Annotated in this window: 18 protein-coding genes; 9 read left to right on the plus strand and 9 right to left on the minus strand. The window is 73.3% G+C overall.

All coding sequences use genetic code 11. The annotated features are described in order from the left end of the window. The first annotated feature begins 91 nt into the window (after nt 1-91). Together AC54T1_RS01865 and AC54T1_RS01870 are read left to right on the plus strand one after the other, a co-directional pair. Entirely contained in the window at nt 92-1,315 is a 1,224-nt protein-coding gene (locus tag AC54T1_RS01865) for a pyridoxal-phosphate-dependent aminotransferase family protein (RefSeq protein WP_496911253.1), read from the plus strand. Beyond that, a complete protein-coding gene (locus tag AC54T1_RS01870; protein WP_496910820.1) occupies nt 1,312-2,667 on the plus strand; it encodes an allantoate amidohydrolase in 1,356 nt (451 codons plus the stop codon). Before AC54T1_RS01865 ends, AC54T1_RS01870 begins: the two co-directional genes overlap by 4 nt. Here the strand turns inward: AC54T1_RS01870 and AC54T1_RS01875 are convergent. Next, nucleotides 2,565-3,191: a nucleotidyltransferase family protein gene (locus AC54T1_RS01875; protein ID WP_496910821.1), complete on the minus strand. Its 627-nt coding sequence runs from the start codon at nt 3,189-3,191 to the stop codon at nt 2,565-2,567. The two genes, AC54T1_RS01870 and AC54T1_RS01875, sit on opposite strands and share 103 nt — an antisense overlap. A 29-nt stretch (nt 3,192-3,220) precedes the next feature. Here AC54T1_RS01875 and AC54T1_RS01880 point away from each other — a divergent pair, with 29 nt between their 5' ends. The 3 genes from AC54T1_RS01880 to AC54T1_RS01890 all read left to right on the plus strand — a co-directional run bounded on the left by AC54T1_RS01880 (nt 3,221) and on the right by AC54T1_RS01890 (nt 4,845). Then, on the plus strand, nt 3,221-3,787 hold the full coding sequence (locus tag AC54T1_RS01880) for a 2-oxo-4-hydroxy-4-carboxy-5-ureidoimidazoline decarboxylase (protein ID WP_496910822.1): 567 nt from the start codon (nt 3,221-3,223) through the stop codon (nt 3,785-3,787). After that, entirely contained in the window at nt 3,784-4,152 is a 369-nt protein-coding gene (gene uraH / locus AC54T1_RS01885) for a hydroxyisourate hydrolase (RefSeq protein ID WP_496910823.1), read from the plus strand. The genes AC54T1_RS01880 and uraH overlap by 4 nt, the downstream gene beginning before the upstream one ends. 123 nt (nt 4,153-4,275) lie before the next feature. Continuing rightward, nucleotides 4,276-4,845, plus strand: a complete 570-nt coding sequence (locus AC54T1_RS01890) for an ATP-binding protein (protein WP_496910824.1) — start codon at nt 4,276-4,278, stop codon at nt 4,843-4,845. Between the two features lie 24 nt (nt 4,846-4,869). On the opposite strand, the gene AC54T1_RS01895 is transcribed toward AC54T1_RS01890, so the two are convergent. From AC54T1_RS01895 to AC54T1_RS01915, 5 genes are read right to left on the minus strand one after another with little or no spacing between them, the layout of a single operon-like run. Beyond that, entirely contained in the window at nt 4,870-5,604 is a 735-nt protein-coding gene (locus AC54T1_RS01895; protein ID WP_496910825.1) for an ABC transporter ATP-binding protein, read from the minus strand. Beyond that, entirely contained in the window at nt 5,601-6,476 is an 876-nt protein-coding gene (locus AC54T1_RS01900) for an ABC transporter permease (protein WP_496910826.1), read from the minus strand. The genes AC54T1_RS01895 and AC54T1_RS01900 overlap by 4 nt, the downstream gene beginning before the upstream one ends. Then, nucleotides 6,473-7,543: an ABC transporter substrate-binding protein gene (locus tag AC54T1_RS01905; RefSeq protein ID WP_496910827.1), complete on the minus strand. Its 1,071-nt coding sequence runs from the start codon at nt 7,541-7,543 to the stop codon at nt 6,473-6,475. Before AC54T1_RS01905 ends, AC54T1_RS01900 begins: the two co-directional genes overlap by 4 nt. Further along, the gene (locus AC54T1_RS01910) at nt 7,540-7,941 is read right to left on the minus strand and encodes a 4Fe-4S dicluster domain-containing protein (protein ID WP_496910828.1); all 402 of its coding nucleotides are present in this window, start codon (nt 7,939-7,941) and stop codon (nt 7,540-7,542) included. The genes AC54T1_RS01905 and AC54T1_RS01910 overlap by 4 nt, the downstream gene beginning before the upstream one ends. Beyond that, nucleotides 7,938-9,752 (minus strand): FAD-dependent oxidoreductase, encoded by a 1,815-nt coding sequence (locus tag AC54T1_RS01915; protein WP_496910829.1) that lies wholly within the window; start codon nt 9,750-9,752, stop codon nt 7,938-7,940. The genes AC54T1_RS01910 and AC54T1_RS01915 overlap by 4 nt, the downstream gene beginning before the upstream one ends. A gap of 452 nt (nt 9,753-10,204) precedes the next feature. Here AC54T1_RS01915 and AC54T1_RS01920 point away from each other — a divergent pair, with 452 nt between their 5' ends. From AC54T1_RS01920 to AC54T1_RS01935, 4 genes are all read left to right on the plus strand, one after another. After that, entirely contained in the window at nt 10,205-11,614 is a 1,410-nt protein-coding gene (locus AC54T1_RS01920; protein WP_496910830.1) for a sensor histidine kinase, read from the plus strand. After that, on the plus strand, nt 11,611-12,393 hold the full coding sequence (locus tag AC54T1_RS01925; protein ID WP_496910831.1) for a response regulator: 783 nt from the start codon (nt 11,611-11,613) through the stop codon (nt 12,391-12,393). Before AC54T1_RS01920 ends, AC54T1_RS01925 begins: the two co-directional genes overlap by 4 nt. Before the next feature lie 208 nt (nt 12,394-12,601). After that, nucleotides 12,602-13,498, plus strand: coding sequence for an ABC transporter ATP-binding protein (locus AC54T1_RS01930; protein WP_496910832.1), 897 nt, complete (start codon nt 12,602-12,604; stop codon nt 13,496-13,498). Continuing rightward, the gene (locus tag AC54T1_RS01935; protein ID WP_496910833.1) at nt 13,495-14,748 is read left to right on the plus strand and encodes an ABC transporter permease; all 1,254 of its coding nucleotides are present in this window, start codon (nt 13,495-13,497) and stop codon (nt 14,746-14,748) included. Before AC54T1_RS01930 ends, AC54T1_RS01935 begins: the two co-directional genes overlap by 4 nt. A gap of 85 nt (nt 14,749-14,833) precedes the next feature. Here the strand turns inward: AC54T1_RS01935 and AC54T1_RS01940 are convergent, their stop codons facing one another. From AC54T1_RS01940 to allB, 3 genes are read right to left on the minus strand one after another with little or no spacing between them, the layout of a single operon-like run. Beyond that, entirely contained in the window at nt 14,834-15,367 is a 534-nt protein-coding gene (locus AC54T1_RS01940; RefSeq protein WP_496910834.1) for a nucleoside deaminase, read from the minus strand. Then, on the minus strand, nt 15,364-16,281 hold the full coding sequence (gene pucL, locus AC54T1_RS01945; RefSeq protein WP_496910835.1) for a factor-independent urate hydroxylase: 918 nt from the start codon (nt 16,279-16,281) through the stop codon (nt 15,364-15,366). The genes AC54T1_RS01940 and pucL overlap by 4 nt, the downstream gene beginning before the upstream one ends. Nucleotides 16,282-16,339: 58 nt before the next feature. Then, entirely contained in the window at nt 16,340-17,803 is a 1,464-nt protein-coding gene (gene allB, locus AC54T1_RS01950) for an allantoinase AllB (RefSeq protein WP_496910836.1), read from the minus strand. Between the last annotated feature and the right edge of the window lie 72 nt (nt 17,804-17,875).

A 17,875-nucleotide genomic window follows, 5' to 3' on the forward strand; every position in this document is an offset into this window, starting at 1 on the left:
CCGACCGCACGCTTGCCCGACACCGCATGACCCCGACCGATCACCGAGGTGCCTCGTGCCCGACCAGATCAACCCGCCGCCGCGCCTTCTCATGGGTCCAGGGCCGATCAACGCCGACCCGCGCGTCCTGCGCGCGATGTCCGCGCAGCTCGTCGGCCAGTACGACCCAGCGATGACGGCGACCATGACCGAGACGCAGGAGCTCTACCGCACGGTCTTCGCCACGAGCAACGACGCCACGCTCCTCGTCGACGGCACGTCCCGGGCAGGCATCGAGGCGGCGATCGTGTCGCTCGTCGAGCCGGGCGACCGGGTCCTCGTGCCGGTGTTCGGACGGTTCGGGCACCTCCTCGTCGAGATCGCGGAGCGGGCGGGCGCCGAGGTGCACACCATCGAGACGGAGTGGGGCAGCGTCTTCACGCCGGAACAGATCGAGGCCGCGATCGTCGCGACCCGCCCGACCCTCCTCGCCGTCGTGCACGGGGACACCTCCACCACCCTCGCCCAGCCGCTCGAGGACCTCGGGGAGATCTGCCGGCGCCACGACGCGCTGCTCTACACCGACGCGACCGCGAGCCTCGGTGGCAACCCGTTCCGCACCGACGCGTGGGGGCTCGACGCCGTCACGGCGGGACTGCAGAAGTGCCTCGGCGGGCCGTCGGGCAGCGCACCCCTGACCCTCTCGCCCCGAGCCGTCGCGGTCGTCGACGGCCGCCGCAGCATCGAGGCCGGCATCCGGGAGGCGGGTGAGACCACCGGCGCCCACCGCATCCGGTCCAACTACCTCGACCTCGCGATGATCCTCGACTACTGGGGGCCACGCCGCCTCAACCACCACACCGAGGCCACGACCATGCTCTACGGAGCCAGGGAGTGCGCGCGTCTGCTCGTCGACGAAGGCCTCGACGCCGCCGTCGAGCGCCACCGGCTGCACGGCGGTGCGATGGCCGCCGGGCTGCAGGGACTGGGCCTCGAGCTCTTCGGCGACCAGCGGTTCCGCATGCACAACGTCGTCGCCGTCGAGATCCCCGACGGCGTCGACGGTGACGCCGTGCGCGGGGAGCTGCTGCAGGACTACGGCATCGAGATCGGCACCTCCTTCGGCCCCCTGCACGGTCGCGTGTGGCGGGTGGGCACCATGGGCTACAACGCCCGGCGCGACGCGGTCCTCACGACGCTCGCGGCGCTCGAGCAGGTGCTCCGCCGCGCCGGGCACCGCCTCACCGCCGGTGGTGGGGTCGGCGCGGCGCTCGAGCAGTACGAGGACGCGACCATGCCTGCGGCCCCGCTCGCGCCCCTCGGGGCGCCATCATGACCGCCGCCGTCGGCGCCACCCCCCCGAGCCTGCACGACGCCGAGGCGATCCTCGCCCGCTGCGACGCCCTCGCCGCGATCTCCGCGGACGCCGACCGCCTCGAACGCGTGCACCTCAGCCCGGAGCACACCGCCGCGAGCGCGCTCGTCGCGCAGTGGATGCACGACGCCGGCATGGCCACGTGGCAGGACCCGGCTGCGAACCGCTGGGGCCGCCTCGAAGGCCGCGTCCCCGGCCTGCCGGCCCTCGTCCTGGGCTCCCACATCGACACGGTGCCCGACGCCGGCCGGTACGACGGGATGCTCGGCGTCCTGCTCGCCATCGAGGTCGCCGCCCGGACGGCCACGACGCGGCGGGACCTGCCGTTCGCGCTCGAGGTCGTCGCGTTCAGCGACGAGGAGGGCACCCGGTTCGGCAACGCCCTGTCCGGGTCGCGCGCCGTCGCCGGCACGTGGGACCCGTCGTGGTGGTCGCTCGCGGACCGTGACGGGGTGACGCTCACCGATGCCTTCGAGGCGTTCGGTCTCGACCCCGCCCGGGTCGGCGACGCCGCACGAGACCCCGCCGGGATCGTCGGGTACGTCGAGGCGCACATCGAGCAGGGCCCGCACCTCGAGGACGCGGGCCGGGCGCTCGGCGTCGTCACCGCCATCGCGGGTGCGCGCCGCTTCTCGCTCGTCGTCACCGGCCACGCGGGGCACGCCGGCGGGACGCCCTACGACCGTCGACGCGACGCGCTCGTCGGGGCGTCCGAGCTCGTCGTGGCCATCGAGCGGATCGGCCGCGCGACAGGCACCATCGCGACCGTCGGGCGCCTGCAGGCGTTCCCGGGGGGCGTCAACGTCATCCCCGGCAGTGTCGAGATGAGCGTCGACCTGCGCGCCGAGCACGACGAGGACCGCGACGCCGCCTGGGACGAGATCGTCGCGACCGGGCGCGAGATCGAGGTGCGGCGCGGCCTGTACATCGAGGCGACGGAGATCTACCGGGCCGACGCCGCCCCGTGCGACCCGGCCCTGCAGCGAGCGGTCGCGGCGGGGGTCCGCGCGGCCGGCGACCCCGACCCGTTCGCCCTGTTCAGCCGCGCCGGGCACGACGCCATGGCGATGCACGCGATCACCCCCATGGCGATGCTCTTCCTGCGGTGCGCCGGGGGCGTCAGCCACCACCCGGAGGAGTCCGTCACCGCGCCCGACGTCGCCCTCGCTCTCGACGCGCTCGAGGCGACCGTCCTCGCCCACGCCGCGTCCTACCCGTCAACCCCTGTCCCGCCCCGGGCGGACCACGCCGCCGCTGTGTCGACGTCCTCCCCGCCACCCAGGTCCGTGCAGTCCACGACGACGGCCCGGTGACGCAGGTAGTCGCGCGCCCCGACGTCGCCGCGCAGGTGCTCCGCGAGCGCGGCCCAGTGGTCCCGGCCGATGGCGACGGGATGCCCGGGCGCACCGCCGTACCCCGCGCGCACGAGCGAACCCGGCCCGGCCCCGGCGGCGACCCGCACCACGGCGGCGGGCGCCAGGTCAGGCAGGTCGACAAGCGTGACGACCACCGCGACCGCGTCCGGCGCCACCTCCGCCAGGGCGTCGAGACCCGCACGCAGCGACTCCCCGATCCCGTCGGCCCACCGTTCCGCCACGACGGGCACGCAGCCCGCGGGCAGCAACGCCGCGGCCCTCGGGGCATCGGCGCCGAGCACGACGACGACCGGGCCGCAGCCCGCCGACGTGAGCACCCCGACAGCACGGGTCAGCCACGGGGTGCCGTCGTGGTCACGCAGGAGCGCCTTGGGGCCACCCATCCGCGCGCCGCGACCCGCAGCCAGGACGAGGCCCGCGACCGTGCCGCTCGTCCGCCCGGTCACCGCCTCGCCCGTCATGATCACCGTTCTACCGCAAGGATGGTCCGATGACCCCCGACCCCCGCACCGCCCCCGCCGTCGTCACGCCGCGCAGCGGTCCGGCCGAGGTCCGGGCCGCGCTGGCGCCCGCGCTGCACGTGCAGCGGTGGCTCGACGACGTCTGCGCGCAGGCGCCCTTCCCGTCGTCCGTGCACCTGCTCGACGCGGCCGTCGCAGCCGCCGACCCGCTGAGCGAGGCGGAGATCGACGAGGCCCTCGCCGACCACCCCCGCATCGGGGAGGCGCACACCGGGTCCGGTGCGGCCGCACACTTCTCCCGGGCCGAGCAGGCCGCCGCGGACCCAGCAGTACCGGGCGAGGCCGCAGCAGGGCAGGACGCCGACCCGTCGGCGGACGAAGAGGCCGCGAGCCTCGCGACGGGCAACGCGGCCTACGAGGAGCGGTTCGGACGGGTGTTCCTCGTCCGGGCGGCCGGGCGCAGCCGCGCCGAGATCCTCGGTGAGCTCCACCGCCGCCTGCAGCTCGACGACGCCGTGGAGCTCCGCGAGGTCGCGGAGCAGCTGCGCGAGATCGCACTGCTGCGGATCGGCCAGCTGTGGCAGGAGGCACCGTGAGCGGCACGCCCGCCGGTGCACCGGCGCCCAGCCTCGTCACCACGCACGTGCTCGACGCCGCGCTCGGGCACCCCGCGCGGGGGGTGCGCGTCCGGCTCGAGCGGTCCACGCCCGAGGGACTGTGGGACCTCGTCGCGGACGGCGTCACGGACGTCGACGGGAGGGTCGGGTCCCTCGGTCCGGCGGAGCTCGGAGCGGGGACCTACCGCGTGGTGTTCGACACCGGCCGGTACTTCGCGGACACCTCCCAGGAGGGGTTCTACCCCGAGGTGAGCGTGAGCTTCTTCCTCCGTGACCCCGGTGCGCACCACCACGTCCCTCTGCTGCTCAGCCCCTACGCCTTCTCGAGCTACCGGGGAAGCTGACCGTCCACCCTGCGGAAGCCGGGGACCTCCGGTGCTCAAAACTTGAAATACCGCAGGTATGCTGCCGATTGGCAGGGTGGACGTGCCGTCCCCATGCACCGACGAGGAGGCAGGATGAGGCCGATGCCGCAGCAGGGAGTCGCTGCGGACGAGCCCATGAGCGCCTCTGCGAGCACGGCGACGGCCACGGCCGACATCGCAGCACCAGTCGCACCCACCGTCGTCGTAGCCGCCCTCACCGCGATCACCGGTGTCGCGGCCGCCCCGGAGGTGACCGAGATTCCGCCGCTCTACCGTGACACGGACACCGCCGGCGCCACCCGCACCATGACCTTCACCGCGACGACCGACTCCGTCCGCCCGGCCCGTCACTGGGCGACCGAGGCCGCGGAGCACGCCGGGGCCGACGCGAGCACCATGACGACCCTCGCCCTCCTCGTCACCGAAGCCATCACCAACGCCGTCCTGCACGCCGTCCCGGGCGGCGAGATCGTCCTGAGCGTCACCCGCTTGAGCTCCGGGGTCCGCATCAGCACGCGCGACGAGAGCGACGAGGTGCCGATCCTCAAGTCGGTCCCCGCCACCGCGCTCGGTGGACGCGGTGTCATGCTCATCGACCGCCTCTCCAGCGCCTGGGGCGTGGAGCTGCACGACGAGGGCGGCAAGACGGTCTGGTTCGACGTCACCGCCTGAGCCGATGCACCGGTGCGCGACGGGTCATGCCGCCGAGCCGATCGCCTCCTCCACCCCGAGCTCGAGCAGCAGCTCCCGCCGGAAGTCCCCGAAGCCGGGCACCCCACGACGACGCGGCTTCTCGAACGGCACCGCGTGCACCGCCCCGACCCTGCCCTCCTGCAGCACCACGACGCGGTCGGCGAGCAGGATCGCCTCGTCGACGTCGTGCGTGACGAGCAGCACCGCGGGCTTGTGCTTGGCGCGCAGGTCCGCGACGAGCGCCTGCATCTTGATGCGCGTCAGCGCGTCGAGCGCCGCGAACGGCTCGTCGAGCAGCAACAGCTCCGGGGAGCGCACGAGCGCCCGGGCGAGCGCCACCCGCTGCGCCTCGCCGCCGGACAACGTCGTCGGCCACGCACGCTCCCGCCCACCGAGGCCCACCTCCGCGAGCGCCGCCGTGGCGGCCTCCCGCACTGCGCGGGTGCTGCGCTGACCGAGCGTGACGTTCGCCGCGACACGCTTCGCGGCGATGAGGCGCGGCTCTTGGAACACCACGGTCCGCGCCCTGGGGGTGAGGACGGTCCCCGAGTCCGCGGACTCCAGGCCGGCGAGGATCCGCAGGAACGTCGTCTTGCCGCTCCCGCTCGCCCCGAGCAGCGCGACGAACTCACCCGGCGCGAGGTCGAGGGAGAAGCCGTCGAGGATCGTCCGGTCCCCGAAGGACTTCGTCACGCCCTCGACGTGCACGGCGAGAGGGGTGGTGGGCTGGGTGGTCATGATCGTCTCCCGGTGTGCTTGTAGGGCAGCAGGACGCGCTCGAGGAGCCGCACGACGAGGTCCACGGCGAGACCCCACACGGCGTAGATGGCGATGCACAGCACGAGGATGTCGGTCTGGAAGTACTGCTGCGCGGAGGTCATGAGGAAGCCCAGGCCCTGTGGGGCGTTGGACTGCTCCGCGACGATGAGCGCGAGCAGGGACACGGACAACGACACCCGCAGGCCGACGAGGATCGACGGGATCGCCTCGGGCAGGATGACGTGCCGGACGAGCGCGAGCCCCCGCAGCCCGAACGTCGACGCGGCCTCGAGGACCTTGCGGTCGACGTTGCGCACCCCGGAGTGGGCGTTGAGGTACAGGGGGAACAGCGCCGCGGCCGCGATGATGATGATCTTCGGCCGTTCGTCGATGCCGAACCACAGGATGAGCAGGGGTGCGATCGCGAGGAACGGGATGGTGCGGAGCATCTGCAGGGTCGGGTCGAGGAGCTGGTCGCCGAGCCGGAACAGGCCCGCGACGATGCCGAGGGACAGCCCGAGGGTGCCACCGATGGCGAAGCCCACGGCGACGCGGCCGATCGAGACGCTCGCGTTGTCCCACAGGACCCCGTTGCCGGCGAGCGTCGTGAACGCCGTCCACACCGCCTGCGGTGACGGGAAGGTCTTCGGGTCGATCGCCCCCGACGCGGACCCGTTCCACCACAGGACGAGCAGGAGGGTGGGGACGGACGCGCGCAGCGCCACGGCGAGCGCCGGGACGTCCCGGCGGGTGCGGCGCACGGACGGCGACACGAGTCCCGCGGTGCGCCCGCCGGCCTGTGCGGCGGCGACCGGCTCGGACGTCACCGGTGGGACGGCCGTGGCAGTCACTGGACGGTCCAGTCGGCGACGTCGAAGCGCTCGGGGAGCGTCTTCTGGTCGACGAGGAAGTCGAGCGTCGACTCGATGACGGTGACCCCGTCGGGGTCGATCGGCTCCGTCCCGTACTGCCACAGCTCCGCGTCGGTGACGACCTCGACGGGGGAACCGGTGGCCTCGAACACCCACTGCGCGTACGCGTCGGTGTCCTCGAGGATCTTCTTGTGCCCGACGTCCGTCACGGCCCACACGGCCTCGGCGAGGTCGGCGTTCGCGTCGAGCGTCTCGCGGGACGTGAGGGTCACGGTCGTCGCCAGGAGGTCCGGGTCGTCCTCGCTGGCCTTGGTGAGGATCGGGAAGTCGTTCCCCGCGCGCCAGATCCCCGCCGTCGTCGCGGGCAGCGGTACGGCGTCGATGTCGCCGCGCTGCAGCGCGGGCAGCGCGTCGGCGAAGAGGAGGTTGACGAGCTCGACGTCGTCGAGCACCCCGTGGCGGTCGAGGACGGCACGTCCGTACTTGTCGAAGTTGGAACCGAACTGCAGGCCGACCTTCTTGCCCGCGAGCTCCTCGACGGTCGTCACGCCGCCGCTCTTCGTGAGGAACCAGATGTCCGACGTGGGCTTCGCGACGACGAGCGCCGGCACGTCGATCCCCGAGCCCTTCGCCTGCGTGGCGGGGGTGTCACCGATGAACCCGAGCTGGATGTCCCCGGTCTGCAGGGCCTGCACGACGGGCGGGCCGTTGTTGAAGCTCACGTACGAGTCGTAGGTGAAGCCGTGCTCGGCGAGGATCGGCTCCGCGATCCCCGTCTCGACGGCGTACCCGAACGCGTTGACGAGGACGGGTTCCTTGCCCGGCGTCCCGTTCCACGGGCCGCCCGTGACGAGCGGGGTGAGCTCCTGCTCGCCCGACGTCCCGCCCGTGGTGCCCGCGTCCGCGTCCGGCGAGCACGCGGCGGCGGTGAGCGCGAGGCCGCCCGCGACGAGGGCCGCGGCGAGACGGCGGACCACAGCGCGGCGGGGGGCGGCGGTGCGCCCGGTGCGCGGGGCGGGCTGGCGAGGTGCGGTGGTGCGGGTCATGGCGTGCTCCTGAAGAGGGTGTCGATCGTGCGGTGGTAGTCGACGGTGGACGGGGGGAGGTCTGCGGCCGCGTCGGGGGCCGCACCGGGGGTGGCGCTCTGCTCCTCGCCGCCGGTGGTGCGCCATCCGACGCGGTCCCGGTAGAGGCCCAGCTGCCCGGCCGCCAGGAGGGCGTCCTCGTCCCGGAACGGCGAGTCCTCGCGGACCGGGATGCGGGACGGGGCGACGAAGATCGCGTCCGCGGGGCAGTACGCCTCGCACTGGAAGCACGTCTGGCAGTCGGACTGTCGGGCGATGACGGGCACGCCGTCGGTCACGGCGTCGAAGACGTTCGTCGGGCAGATGCGCACGCAGATGTCGCACTCCGTGCACCGCGCGGCGTTGAGGATCTCGATCACGGTGTCCTGACCTCCGGTCGTGCGGCGCCGAGCAGCACCGCGGGCGTCGTCGGGGCCGTCGTCGGGGCGGCCCCCGCGAGTACCCGCGGGCGGCCGGTGACGGGCAGGTCGGGGTCGACCTCGACCCAGATGTCGTCGATCCCGCCCGTGAGCAGACGGTGCTGCTGCGCCGGGTCCTCCTGCGGGTGGTCGACGCGGGTGTGCATGCCCCGGCTCTCCGTGCGCCGCAGGGCGGTGTGCGTGGCCCACCGGGCCATCGCGAGCATCCCGGCGGCCTCCCGGGTCCGGATCTCCTGGGCGCCCCGGCCGGCGAGAGTGCTCCGCGCCCCCGCCCACCAGTCGTCCAGGGCGGCTGCGGAGGCACGCAGGCCGGCGTCCGACCGCAGGACCGACTTCTCGATCGGCAGCACCTCCGCCTGGGTGTGCGCGACGACGTCCCGCCAGGTCTCGTCCGCCGCGGGGGCCGCGGACTCCACGCCCACCCCGCCCGTGCGCTCGAGGGTCTCCGGCAGGTCCCGGGCGGGATGGTCAGCAGCGAACTCCGCCGCCGAGCGCCCCGACCACGTCCCGGACGCGATCGCCCACGCGAGGTTCGGGCCACCCGCACCGGTCGCCGCACCCGTGATGCGGTCCCGCGCCGCGACGTCCCCCGCCGCGTAGAGCCCCGGGACGCCGACGGTCCCGGTGCGGTCGAGCACGTGCAGCCCCCCGGTCCCTCGGACCGTGCCCTCGTTCACCCAGTCGATGGGGAACCGCTGCGTGAAGGGGTCGACGCCGAGCTTGTCCGTGACCATGAAGAAGTTGGGCATCGCGGCACGCATCTGAGGCCACAGGTCGGGCGTGAACTGCGTGAGCCGGGCGGTGATGGTGCCGCGGGTCGAGGCCCGCAGGAGCTCGGCGCGGCTCACGTGGAGGTTCTCGTACTCGATCGGTGCGCCCGTGTGGTCCCAGTACGACGCATGGATGAAGAACCCGTTCTTGTCCATGCTCGTGCCGAGCGGCACCATGCCGTAGAAGTTCGAGAACTCCATGCTCGACAGGTGCGCGCCGACCTCCACGCCCATGAGCTGGCCGTCACCCGTGTTGACGTCACCGCCCAGGGACCGGCTCTTCCACGTCGTCCCACCCGTGGCGAGGACCACCGCGCCCGCGGTCACCGTCCACGGACGCCCCACCTGACGCTGGTAGCCGCGCGCCCCGGACACGACTCCGGCCGCGTCGACGAGGAGCTCGAGGGCCGGGCTGTGGTCGAGGACCACAGCGCCCGAGCGCTTGACCTTGCCCCGCAGGAACCGCAGGTAGTCCGGGGACGGACCGTTGAAGGACCGCTCCCCCGGGCGCCCGCCGAGCACCGCCGGACGGGACGCGAGACGCGCGTTGCGCGCCCGCTGCCCCCGACGCTCCCACCCCCACGCGGGCAGCTCCGCGGTGCGGTGCCACGCGACGTCGAGCGCGGCGTCGGTCCACGTGCGGTCCGTGAGGAAACGGCCGGCGGCCTCCCTGCGCCCGATCTCCTCGTCACGCCGCTCCTCGTCCGGCGGGACGAGCCAGTGGCCCACCCCTGCCGTGGCCGCGACACCGCTCGACCCGCAGTACCCCTTGTCGACGAGCACGACGGAGGCCCCGCGCTCGGTGGCCGCGATCGCGGCCCACGTCGCGGCGGGGCCACCCCCCACGACGAGGACGTCGGCGACGAGCACGAGAGACTCGGCAGAGTCCGTCCGGAGGTCCGGTCGGGGCGCACGTAGCGGTGTGCGCCGTGGTGCGCGCTCGGGTGTGTGCTCCGGTGTGCGCGGGGATGCGGGTGGCATGGGAGGTCCTTCGAGGGCCGTGCGGAGGGTGGTGCGGCCGGCGGGTGCGCGGGTTCGCGGGTGCCCGAGAGGCTCGACGCGCGGTGGCTGCGCGGTGAGGTGCCCGGGGTGGGACGTCAGGGCGTACGCCGGGACATTCCGGGCCGGGCGGTGGCGCCGGGGCCGCTGAGGGCTGGGTGGGGTGCGAGGAGGAGCGGACGCTCAGCGCGCGCTCGGACACCCGGCCGGACACGGACACGAGGGCAGGGCGGCGCTCACCGTGGTGGCGCGGCGCGGTGCCGGCGTGGAGGTCATGGGGGAACCCTCACAGAGCACGGGTGACGAGGAAAGGCCCGTCTCGCGACGCGGTCGAGTGTTTCGCCACGTAAACGCCTCCTGCAGCGCGCACAGCACGTCGAACACCCTCTCGAGGAGGATCCGCACGGCCCGGGTCGCCGGGTACCGTGCACGTCATGTCCACGCACGATCCCACTCGCCCGCGGCTGCCCGAGCGCCTCAACGCCTGGCTCAACGACCCGACCGAGCCCCTGTGGGAACGCCCACCGCCCACCGCTCAGCAGAAGCGCGCCGACATCCTCGGGACCGGCCTGTTCCTCGCGGTCGGGCTCCTCATGCTCGTGCTGACGATGAGCGTCAGCACGAACGAGGACGCCGAGGCCCCCTGGCGGCAGGTGACCGCGATGGTCCTCATGATCGCGCCTCTGACCGTGCGCCGTGCGTACCCGCTCACAGCCCTCGTCGTCTCCAGCGGCCTGTTCCTCTGCCTCGCCTACCTCAGCCCGACGGCGTCGATCAGCATCGCGTTCCAGGCCGCGTACTTCGCGGCCCTGTACGCGGCCGTCGCCTGGGCACGCGACCGGCGCATGCTGTGGATCGCGATGGGCATGGTGCTGCTCACCATGACGCTCTGGGTGGTCCTCACCTTCACCATGGCCTCGGCCTACGAGACGCTGCTCGAGACCGACCACCCGCGCGACGGGCTCCTCCCGCCCCTCACCGCCGCGGTGCTCTACACCGCCGTCCTCAACCTCGCCTACTTCGGCGGGGCGATCGCCATGGGCCGCTCCTCCTGGCGCTCGGCGCTGCAGCGCGAGCGCCTCGCCGGGCAGGCCGCGCGCATCCGTGAGCAGGCCGGGGAGCTCGCACGACGGGCCGTCGTCGACGAACGCCTCCGCATCGCCCGGGAGCTGCACGACGTCGTCGCGCACCACGTGTCCGTCATCGGCGTGCAGGCGGGCGCCGCCCGCAAGGTCCTCACCCGCAACCCGGACGCGGCGTCCGAGGCCCTGCGCACCATCGAGGCGTCGAGCCGCAGCGCCGTCGGGGACATGCGGTCCCTCCTCGGGGTGCTGCGCAGCGAGACCGACACCGAGCGTGGCGACGGCACCGGCCACCGCGACGTCGTGGGACCCGACGGCTCCGTCAGCCGCGCGCCCGAGCCCGGCCTGCAGGACCTCGCCGGGCTCGTGTCCACGCACCGCACCGCCGGGCTCGACGTCGACCTCACGGTCGTCGAGGAGCAGCCCGGCGACCTCGCCGCCGTGCCCGCGCCCGTCGCCCTGTCCCTCTACCGCGTCGTCCAGGAGTCCGTCGCCAACGTCGCGCGGCACTCCACGGCGTCCAGCGCCCGCGTGACCGTCCGGACCGGCACCACCGCCGACGGGGCCCGCTGGGTCGAGGCCGAGATCGTCGACGACGGCCAGCCCCGCCGAGGGACGTCCGGGTCCGGGTACGGGCTGCGCGGCATCCGCGAGCGCGTCCAGCTGCACCACGGCGAGGCGGAGATCGGTCCCCGTGAGGCCACGGCCTCGGGGTGGCGGGTGCGGGTGCGCCTCCCCGAGCGCACGGAGGTGCTCGCATGAGCAGCCCCACCTCGGGTTCCCCCATCCGGGTGCTCCTCGTCGACGACCACGCCCTCGTGCGGTCCGGGTTCGCGATGGTGCTGTCCGTGGAGGACGACATCGTCGTCGTCGGGCAGGCCGCGAACGGGCGCGAGGCCCTCGACGTGCTCGCCGAGCACCCGGCCGACGTCGTGCTCATGGACGTCCAGATGCCCGTCATGGACGGCATCGCCGCGACGCAGGAGGTCGTCGCCCGTGGGCTGGCGAAGGTCGTCATCCTCACGACGTTCGACCGCGACGACTACCTGTTCGACGCCCTCGCGGCCGGGGCCAGCGGGTTCCTGCTGAAGAACGCCGACCCCGACGACCTCATCGATGCCGTGCGGGCCGTGGCCGAGGGCAACGCGCTGCTCTCGCCCGAGGTGACCCTCAAGGTCATCGCGCGCCTCGTCGACGGCACGACGCGGACGGACGCCCTCCCGGTGCCGCCGGTGCATGACGGCGTAGGCCACGCGGCACCCCCGACGGCGGTCGATCCCGGAACGGGCGCGACGCGCCCCGCCGCGCGGCCCAGGGAGCTGCAGGTGGCGATCGACTCCCTCACCCCCCGCGAGCGCGAGGTGCTCGGGCTGCTCGCAGAAGGGTTGTCGAACGCGGAGATCGCGACCCGGCTGTGGCTCGGTGAGTCGACGGTCAAGACGTACGTCTCCCACGTCCTGGCCAAGACCGGGTCCCGGGACCGGGTCCAGGCTGTCGTCCTCGCCCACCGTGCGGGCCTCGTCCCACCCCCAGCCACCTGACCCCCACCCGACGTGTCAGATCCAGGTGGCCGTATCCGGCCACCACGGTCTGACAACTCTGGAGGAGGTGGGGCTCCTCCTTGCGGGGGAGGTGGGGGCGGAGGGCGCCGCGAGGTGGTGGGCGGATCTCCGTCGCACGGGGGAACCGCTCGGGCGCCCCACTTCCTAGGGTTGAGGTATTCAGCCGTCCGCCCAGGGAAGGACCCACATGATCAGCCACCCACCCGCACTCGAGGTGCGGAACCTCACCCGCAGGTTCGGCGGCAAGACGGCCGTCGACGACGTCTCGTTCGTCGTCGAGCCGGGCCGCATGACCGGGTTCGTCGGTGCCAACGGTGCCGGCAAGACGACGACCATGCGGATGATCATGGGCGTCCTCACGCTGCACGGCGGCGAGGTCCTGTGGGGCGGGCGCCCGCTCACCGCAGCCGACCGCACGGGCTTCGGATACATGCCCGAGGAGCGCGGCCTCTACCCCAAGCAGGGCATCCTCGACCAGCTCACCTACCTCGGTCAGCTCCGCGGAATGACGCGCAAGGACGCGGCGTCCGAGGCCACGCGCATGCTCGAGCGGTTCGGGCTGGGCGGTCGGCTCAAGGACAAGCTCGAGGCCCTGTCCCTGGGCAACCAGCAACGCGTGCAGATCACCGCGTCGCTGCTGCACGGCCCCACGGCGCTCATCCTCGACGAGCCGTTCTCGGGTCTCGACCCGGTGGCCGTCGACTCCATGGTCGACCTCCTGCGCGACCGCCTGCGCGAGGGCGTCCCCGTCCTGTTCTCCAGCCACCAGCTCGACCTCGTCGACCGGCTGTGCGACTCGCTCGTCGTGCTGTCCGACGGGAAGGTCATGGCGGCCGGCAGCAGCGACGAGCTGCGCTCGCGCGGACCCCGCCGCTTCCGCATCACGACGGCCCCCGACGCCGGGTGGCTGCGTGAGGAGCCCGGCGTCCGCGTGGTCGACGTCGACGGTGCCCGAGCGGTCCTCGAGCTCGACGGCGACGCCACCCGCGACCGGGTCCTCGCCACCGCGGTCCAGCGCGGGCTGAGCGAGTTCACGCCCCTCGTCCCCACCCTGTCCGACATCTACCGGGAGGTCACCCGATGAGCGCCCCGACGACCAGCACGCTGTCCACCGCGCCCGGCGCTCCGGGCACCTCCGGCGGAGCCGGCACCAGCACGGCCGGCCCCGTGAAGAACCCCTGGCTCGTCGTCACGCTGCGCGAGATCACGGTCAAGCTCACCGACCGCAACTTCGTGCTCTCCACCCTCCTCACCCTCGCGATGATCGTCGCGTCGTTCGCCGTCAGCGCCTTCTTCGGCGGCCGGACGACCGACTACACGGTCGCGACGACGTCTGCGGAGAGCCAGGCGATCGTCGCCGCGAGCGCCGACGGCATCGCCGCCGACGACTCGGGCGACACCCTCACGGCGGAGGAGCTGCCCGACGAGGCCGCAGCCCGCGCAGCGGTCGAGGACGGCGACGTCGACGCCGCCCTCCTTCCCGCGGACGACGGGTGGATCCTGCTCGGCAAGGACGAGGTGAGCTCGACCCTGCGGGGGGCGATCACCGACGCGACCGCCGCCGTAGCGCTCGAGACGAACGCGGCTGCGGCAGGCACGAGCGTCGAGGAGCTCACGGCCGGGACGACCGTCACGACCGAGTTCCTCGAGGGCGACGACGACATGGCCGGCGTGAAGTACCTCGTCGGCGCGGTGTTCGCGTTCCTCTTCTACTTCTCGGCCATCGTCTTCGGCATGGCGATCGCCAACTCGGTGCTCGAGGAGAAGCAGAACCGCGTCGTGGAGATCCTCGCGACCGCCATCCCCATCCGTCAGCTGCTCTACGGCAAGGTCCTCGGCAACTCCCTGCTCGCGTTCGGTCAGATCGCGATCTACGCGATCGTCGCCCTCATCGCCATGAACATCACCGGGGCGGCGGACGACCTCGGGTGGATCGCGTCGGCCTCCGGCTGGTTCGTCGCGTTCTTCGTCGCCGGGTTCGCGGCCCTCGCGTCCATCTGGGCGGTGCTCGGGTCCCTCGCGAGCCGCAGCGAGGACCTGCAGTCGAACACGGGGCCCATCACGGGTGTGCTCGTCGGTGTGCTGCTCATCGGCTTCATCGCCGACGGCTTCTGGCTCGCGGTCGCGTCCTACGTGCCGGTCGTGTCCTCCGTCGCGATGCCGATCAGGCTCCTCGACGGCAACGTCCCGCTGTGGGAGCCGCTCGTCTCGCTCGTCATCACGGCGATCGCCGCGTACCTGCTCCTGCGCCTCGGTGAGCGCGTCTACCAGCGGGCCGTCATGCAGGGAGGAACGGCGCTCAAGTGGCGCCAGGCCCTCAAGCTCGAGGTCTGACCCCGAGGGTTGCCTGACGACGACGAACCCCGGCCGTGCTCCACGGCCGGGGTTCGTCGTCCCGCGTGGCTGTGCGAGCAGTGGCTCAGTAGTCGGTGCGGGTCGCCGATGCCAGCCAGGCGTCGAAGGGGGCCGCCGCCCGCGGGAGGACCATGCCCTCGACGGGGGCAGGCCACGTAGAGCGCTCCCTCGCGAACAGCTCGTAGAACTCGAGGTCGTCGAACCCGCCGCGGGCCGCGTCGTGCCGGTCCGCGGCGAAGACGACGCGGTCGAGCCGGGCCCACAGCGCCGCCGCGAGGCACATGGGGCACGGCTCGCAAGACGTGTAGAGGGTCGCGCCCGCGAGGGAGAACGTCCCCTCGGCCGTGCACGCGGAGCGGATGGCCGTGACCTCGGCGTGCGCGGTCGGGTCGTTGTCCCGCGTGACGTGGTTCTGTCCGAAGGCGACGAGCTGGCCGTCGCGGACGATCACGGCGCCGAACGGTCCGCCGCCCTCCTTGACGTTGCTCACCGCGAGCGAGAGCGTGTGGGCGAGCCACTGCTCGTCGGTGATCGGCGCCAGCTCGTCGGTGATCGGCGCCAGCTCGTCGGTGATCGGAGCCAGCTCCTCGGCGCTCATGCGAGCCCCGCCGAGGCGTCCCACGCGGTGCCCGCGTCGGGTGCGTCGTCGCGCGTGACGGTCGCCTGGATGAGACCGTACGGCCGGTCCGCCGCATAGAACACCTCACCGTGGTTCTCGACGCCGAAGGGCGTGAGGTCACTGAGGAAGTGGTGCTTGTTCGGGGCGGCGAGCCGGATCTCCGCGATCTCGGGGTACGCCTCGAGGACGGCCCGACCCATGTGCCACAGCGTCTGCTGGAGGGCGAGGGAGTGCACGGTCGCGAACTCCCGCACGAGGATCGTGCGGACCGCGGCGTACACGTGGTTCCAGTCGTCCCGCTCGACGGCGTCGCTCGCGAACCGCCAGCGGGCGACGAGCGACGTCGCCATGACACGGTCGGTCACCTCGGGGAGCGTCGTGTACTCGTCGGTGAGGAAGCCGTGGAACTCCGACCCCGTGGACTTGAGCACGACGAGGTCCTTGAGGCCCCCGATGACGTGGGCGCGCTGCGCGCCGTCGGGCAGCGTCTCGACCGTGACGGCCGCGGTGCGGACCTCGGTGCCGGAGCGCACCCACGTGTGGTCGTGCTCCGTGCCGTCGATGACGACGCGGTCCCACAGGTGCTGCTCGATCTCGATGCGGGCGCCCACGACGGGTGCGACGTCGTCGACGAAGTGCCGGGCGAGCGCGAGCCCGTACGTCTCGATCGACGCGATGCCGACGCTCTTGGCGTAGGCGAACGCCGTGTTCTTCTGCGAGTCCGTCGGGAGGACGTCCTTCTGGTCGCCCACGAGGTAGGCCGCCGAGAAGTCTCCCCGCAGGGCGGTCGTCACGGACAGGTCCGTGATCTCGTGTCGGGGGGTGTCGCGGGTGATCCGCACGACGCGGCTCTCCGCCTTGCCGTACTGGGTGTCTCCGAGGACGATCGTCATGCGCCGAGGCTGACAGGCCGGTGTGACCGGGGTGTCAGGAGGGTGTGACCCCTGTGTTTCAGGGCTGCGCGAGCTCGACGGCTGGGCGGTCGAGCAGACGTCCGGTCGGCAGCCGCGCCCCGTCCGCGCCAGCCCTGTCCGCGCCAGCCCCGTCCGCGGCGAACACCTGCTGGCCCCGCAGCCACGTCCCGTGCACGACGCCGTGCAGGTCCCGCGCGTCGTAGGCCGTCACCGGGTTGCGGTGCTCCAGCCGGGTCGCGTCGACGCGGAACGACGCGTCGGGGGCGAACGCGACGAGGTCGGCGTCCGCTCCGACGGCGATACGTCCCTTGCGGCCGGGGGTCGTCGGCGCGGTCGCCGCACCGCTGCCCAGCCCGACGAGGTCCGCCGTGGCCGACGACATCCACCGCACGACGTCGTCGAGCGCAAGCCCGCGGCGTCGGGCCTCGGTCCACACGGCCGGCAGGCCGAGCTGCAGCCCGGCGATCCCGCCCCAGGCGACCCCGAAGTCCCCGTGCCCGGGCTCGGCACCCCCGTACTTGAGGTCCACCGTGCTCGGGGAGTGGTCGCTGACGATGCAGTCGATCGTCCCGTCGACGAGGCCGGCCCACAGCAGGTCCCGGTTCGCGTCGTCGCGGATGGGTGGGCAGCACTTGAACTGGGTGCCGCCGTCGGGCACGTCCGCGGCGGCGAGCGTGAGGTAGTGCGGGCAGGTCTCCACCGTGAGGTGCAGGCCCTCTCCCTTCGCCGCGCGGATCTGCGGGAGCGCGTCGGCGGCGGACAGGTGGAGGATGTGCGCCCGGCCGCCGTAGCGGCGCAGGCCCTCGATGACGTCGCCGATGGCGGCGGTCTCCGCCGCCGGGGGCCGGGAGGCGACGAAGTGCGCGTAGACGCGCCCGTCGACGTCCGGAGCGGCCTCGTGGGCGTCGAGCACGCCGGGGTCCTCGGCGTGCACGATGAGCAGGGCGCCGTCCGGCCCCAGCCCGGCGAGCTCGGCCTGCGCGGCCCACAGCTGGTCACGGTCGAGGTGCTCGAACTCGTCGACGCCCGAGGGCGCGAGGAAGCACTTGAAGCCGAGCACCCCGGCGTCGTGCAGGGCGGCGAGGGAGCCGAGGTTCTGCGGGACGGCCCCGCCCCAGAACGCGACGTCGACGGCTACGCGGCCGTCCGCCGCGGCGCGCTTCACCGCGAGTGCAGCCGGGTCGGTCGTCGCGGGGACGGAGTTGAGCGGCATGTCGACGAACGTCGTCACTCCCCCGGCGGCCGCGGCGCGGGTCGCGGACGCGAACCCCTCCCACTCGGTGCGGCCGGGCTCGTTGACGTGGACGTGGGTGTCGACGACGCCGGGCAGCAGCACCTGGTCGTCCGGGAGCGTGACGTCCTGCGCGGCGTCGAGGACGGCGTCGTGGTCGGTGACGAGCGCGACGACGCCAGCGCGCACCGCGACCGCCGCCGGGCGCGGACCTGCGGGGGTGTGCACGGCGGTGCTGCGGATGACGAGGTCGAAACGTGGGGGATACACGGGCGTCCTAACGTGGGACCGCACCCGGTCGGTCGGCCGGGATGCCACGGTCTCAGGTGCGTGTAACGCCCC

The sequence above is a fragment of the Sanguibacter sp. Z41_6 genome (assembly GCF_059621145.1).

Excerpts from the sequence above, each read along its gene's own strand:
- AC54T1_RS01895 (WP_496910825.1), bottom strand. The coding sequence starts at position 5,604 with ATGACCACCCAGCCCACCACCCCTCTCGCCGTGCACGTCGAGGGCGTG.
- AC54T1_RS01880 (WP_496910822.1), top strand. The coding sequence starts at position 3,221 with ATGACCCCCGACCCCCGCACCGCCCCCGCCGTCGTCACGCCGCGCAGC.
- AC54T1_RS01875 (WP_496910821.1), bottom strand. The coding sequence starts at position 3,191 with ATGACGGGCGAGGCGGTGACCGGGCGGACGAGCGGCACGGTCGCGGGC.
- AC54T1_RS01915 (WP_496910829.1), bottom strand. The coding sequence starts at position 9,752 with ATGCCACCCGCATCCCCGCGCACACCGGAGCACACACCCGAGCGCGCA.
- AC54T1_RS01930 (WP_496910832.1), top strand. The coding sequence starts at position 12,602 with ATGATCAGCCACCCACCCGCACTCGAGGTGCGGAACCTCACCCGCAGG.
- AC54T1_RS01920 (WP_496910830.1), top strand. The coding sequence starts at position 10,205 with ATGTCCACGCACGATCCCACTCGCCCGCGGCTGCCCGAGCGCCTCAAC.
- AC54T1_RS01905 (WP_496910827.1), bottom strand. The coding sequence starts at position 7,543 with ATGACCCGCACCACCGCACCTCGCCAGCCCGCCCCGCGCACCGGGCGC.
- AC54T1_RS01935 (WP_496910833.1), top strand. The coding sequence starts at position 13,495 with ATGAGCGCCCCGACGACCAGCACGCTGTCCACCGCGCCCGGCGCTCCG.
- AC54T1_RS01940 (WP_496910834.1), bottom strand. The coding sequence starts at position 15,367 with ATGAGCGCCGAGGAGCTGGCTCCGATCACCGACGAGCTGGCGCCGATC.
- AC54T1_RS01870 (WP_496910820.1), top strand. The coding sequence starts at position 1,312 with ATGACCGCCGCCGTCGGCGCCACCCCCCCGAGCCTGCACGACGCCGAG.
- AC54T1_RS01865 (WP_496911253.1), top strand. The coding sequence starts at position 92 with ATGGGTCCAGGGCCGATCAACGCCGACCCGCGCGTCCTGCGCGCGATG.
- pucL (WP_496910835.1), bottom strand. The coding sequence starts at position 16,281 with ATGACGATCGTCCTCGGAGACACCCAGTACGGCAAGGCGGAGAGCCGC.
- AC54T1_RS01925 (WP_496910831.1), top strand. The coding sequence starts at position 11,611 with ATGAGCAGCCCCACCTCGGGTTCCCCCATCCGGGTGCTCCTCGTCGAC.
- AC54T1_RS01890 (WP_496910824.1), top strand. The coding sequence starts at position 4,276 with ATGCCGCAGCAGGGAGTCGCTGCGGACGAGCCCATGAGCGCCTCTGCG.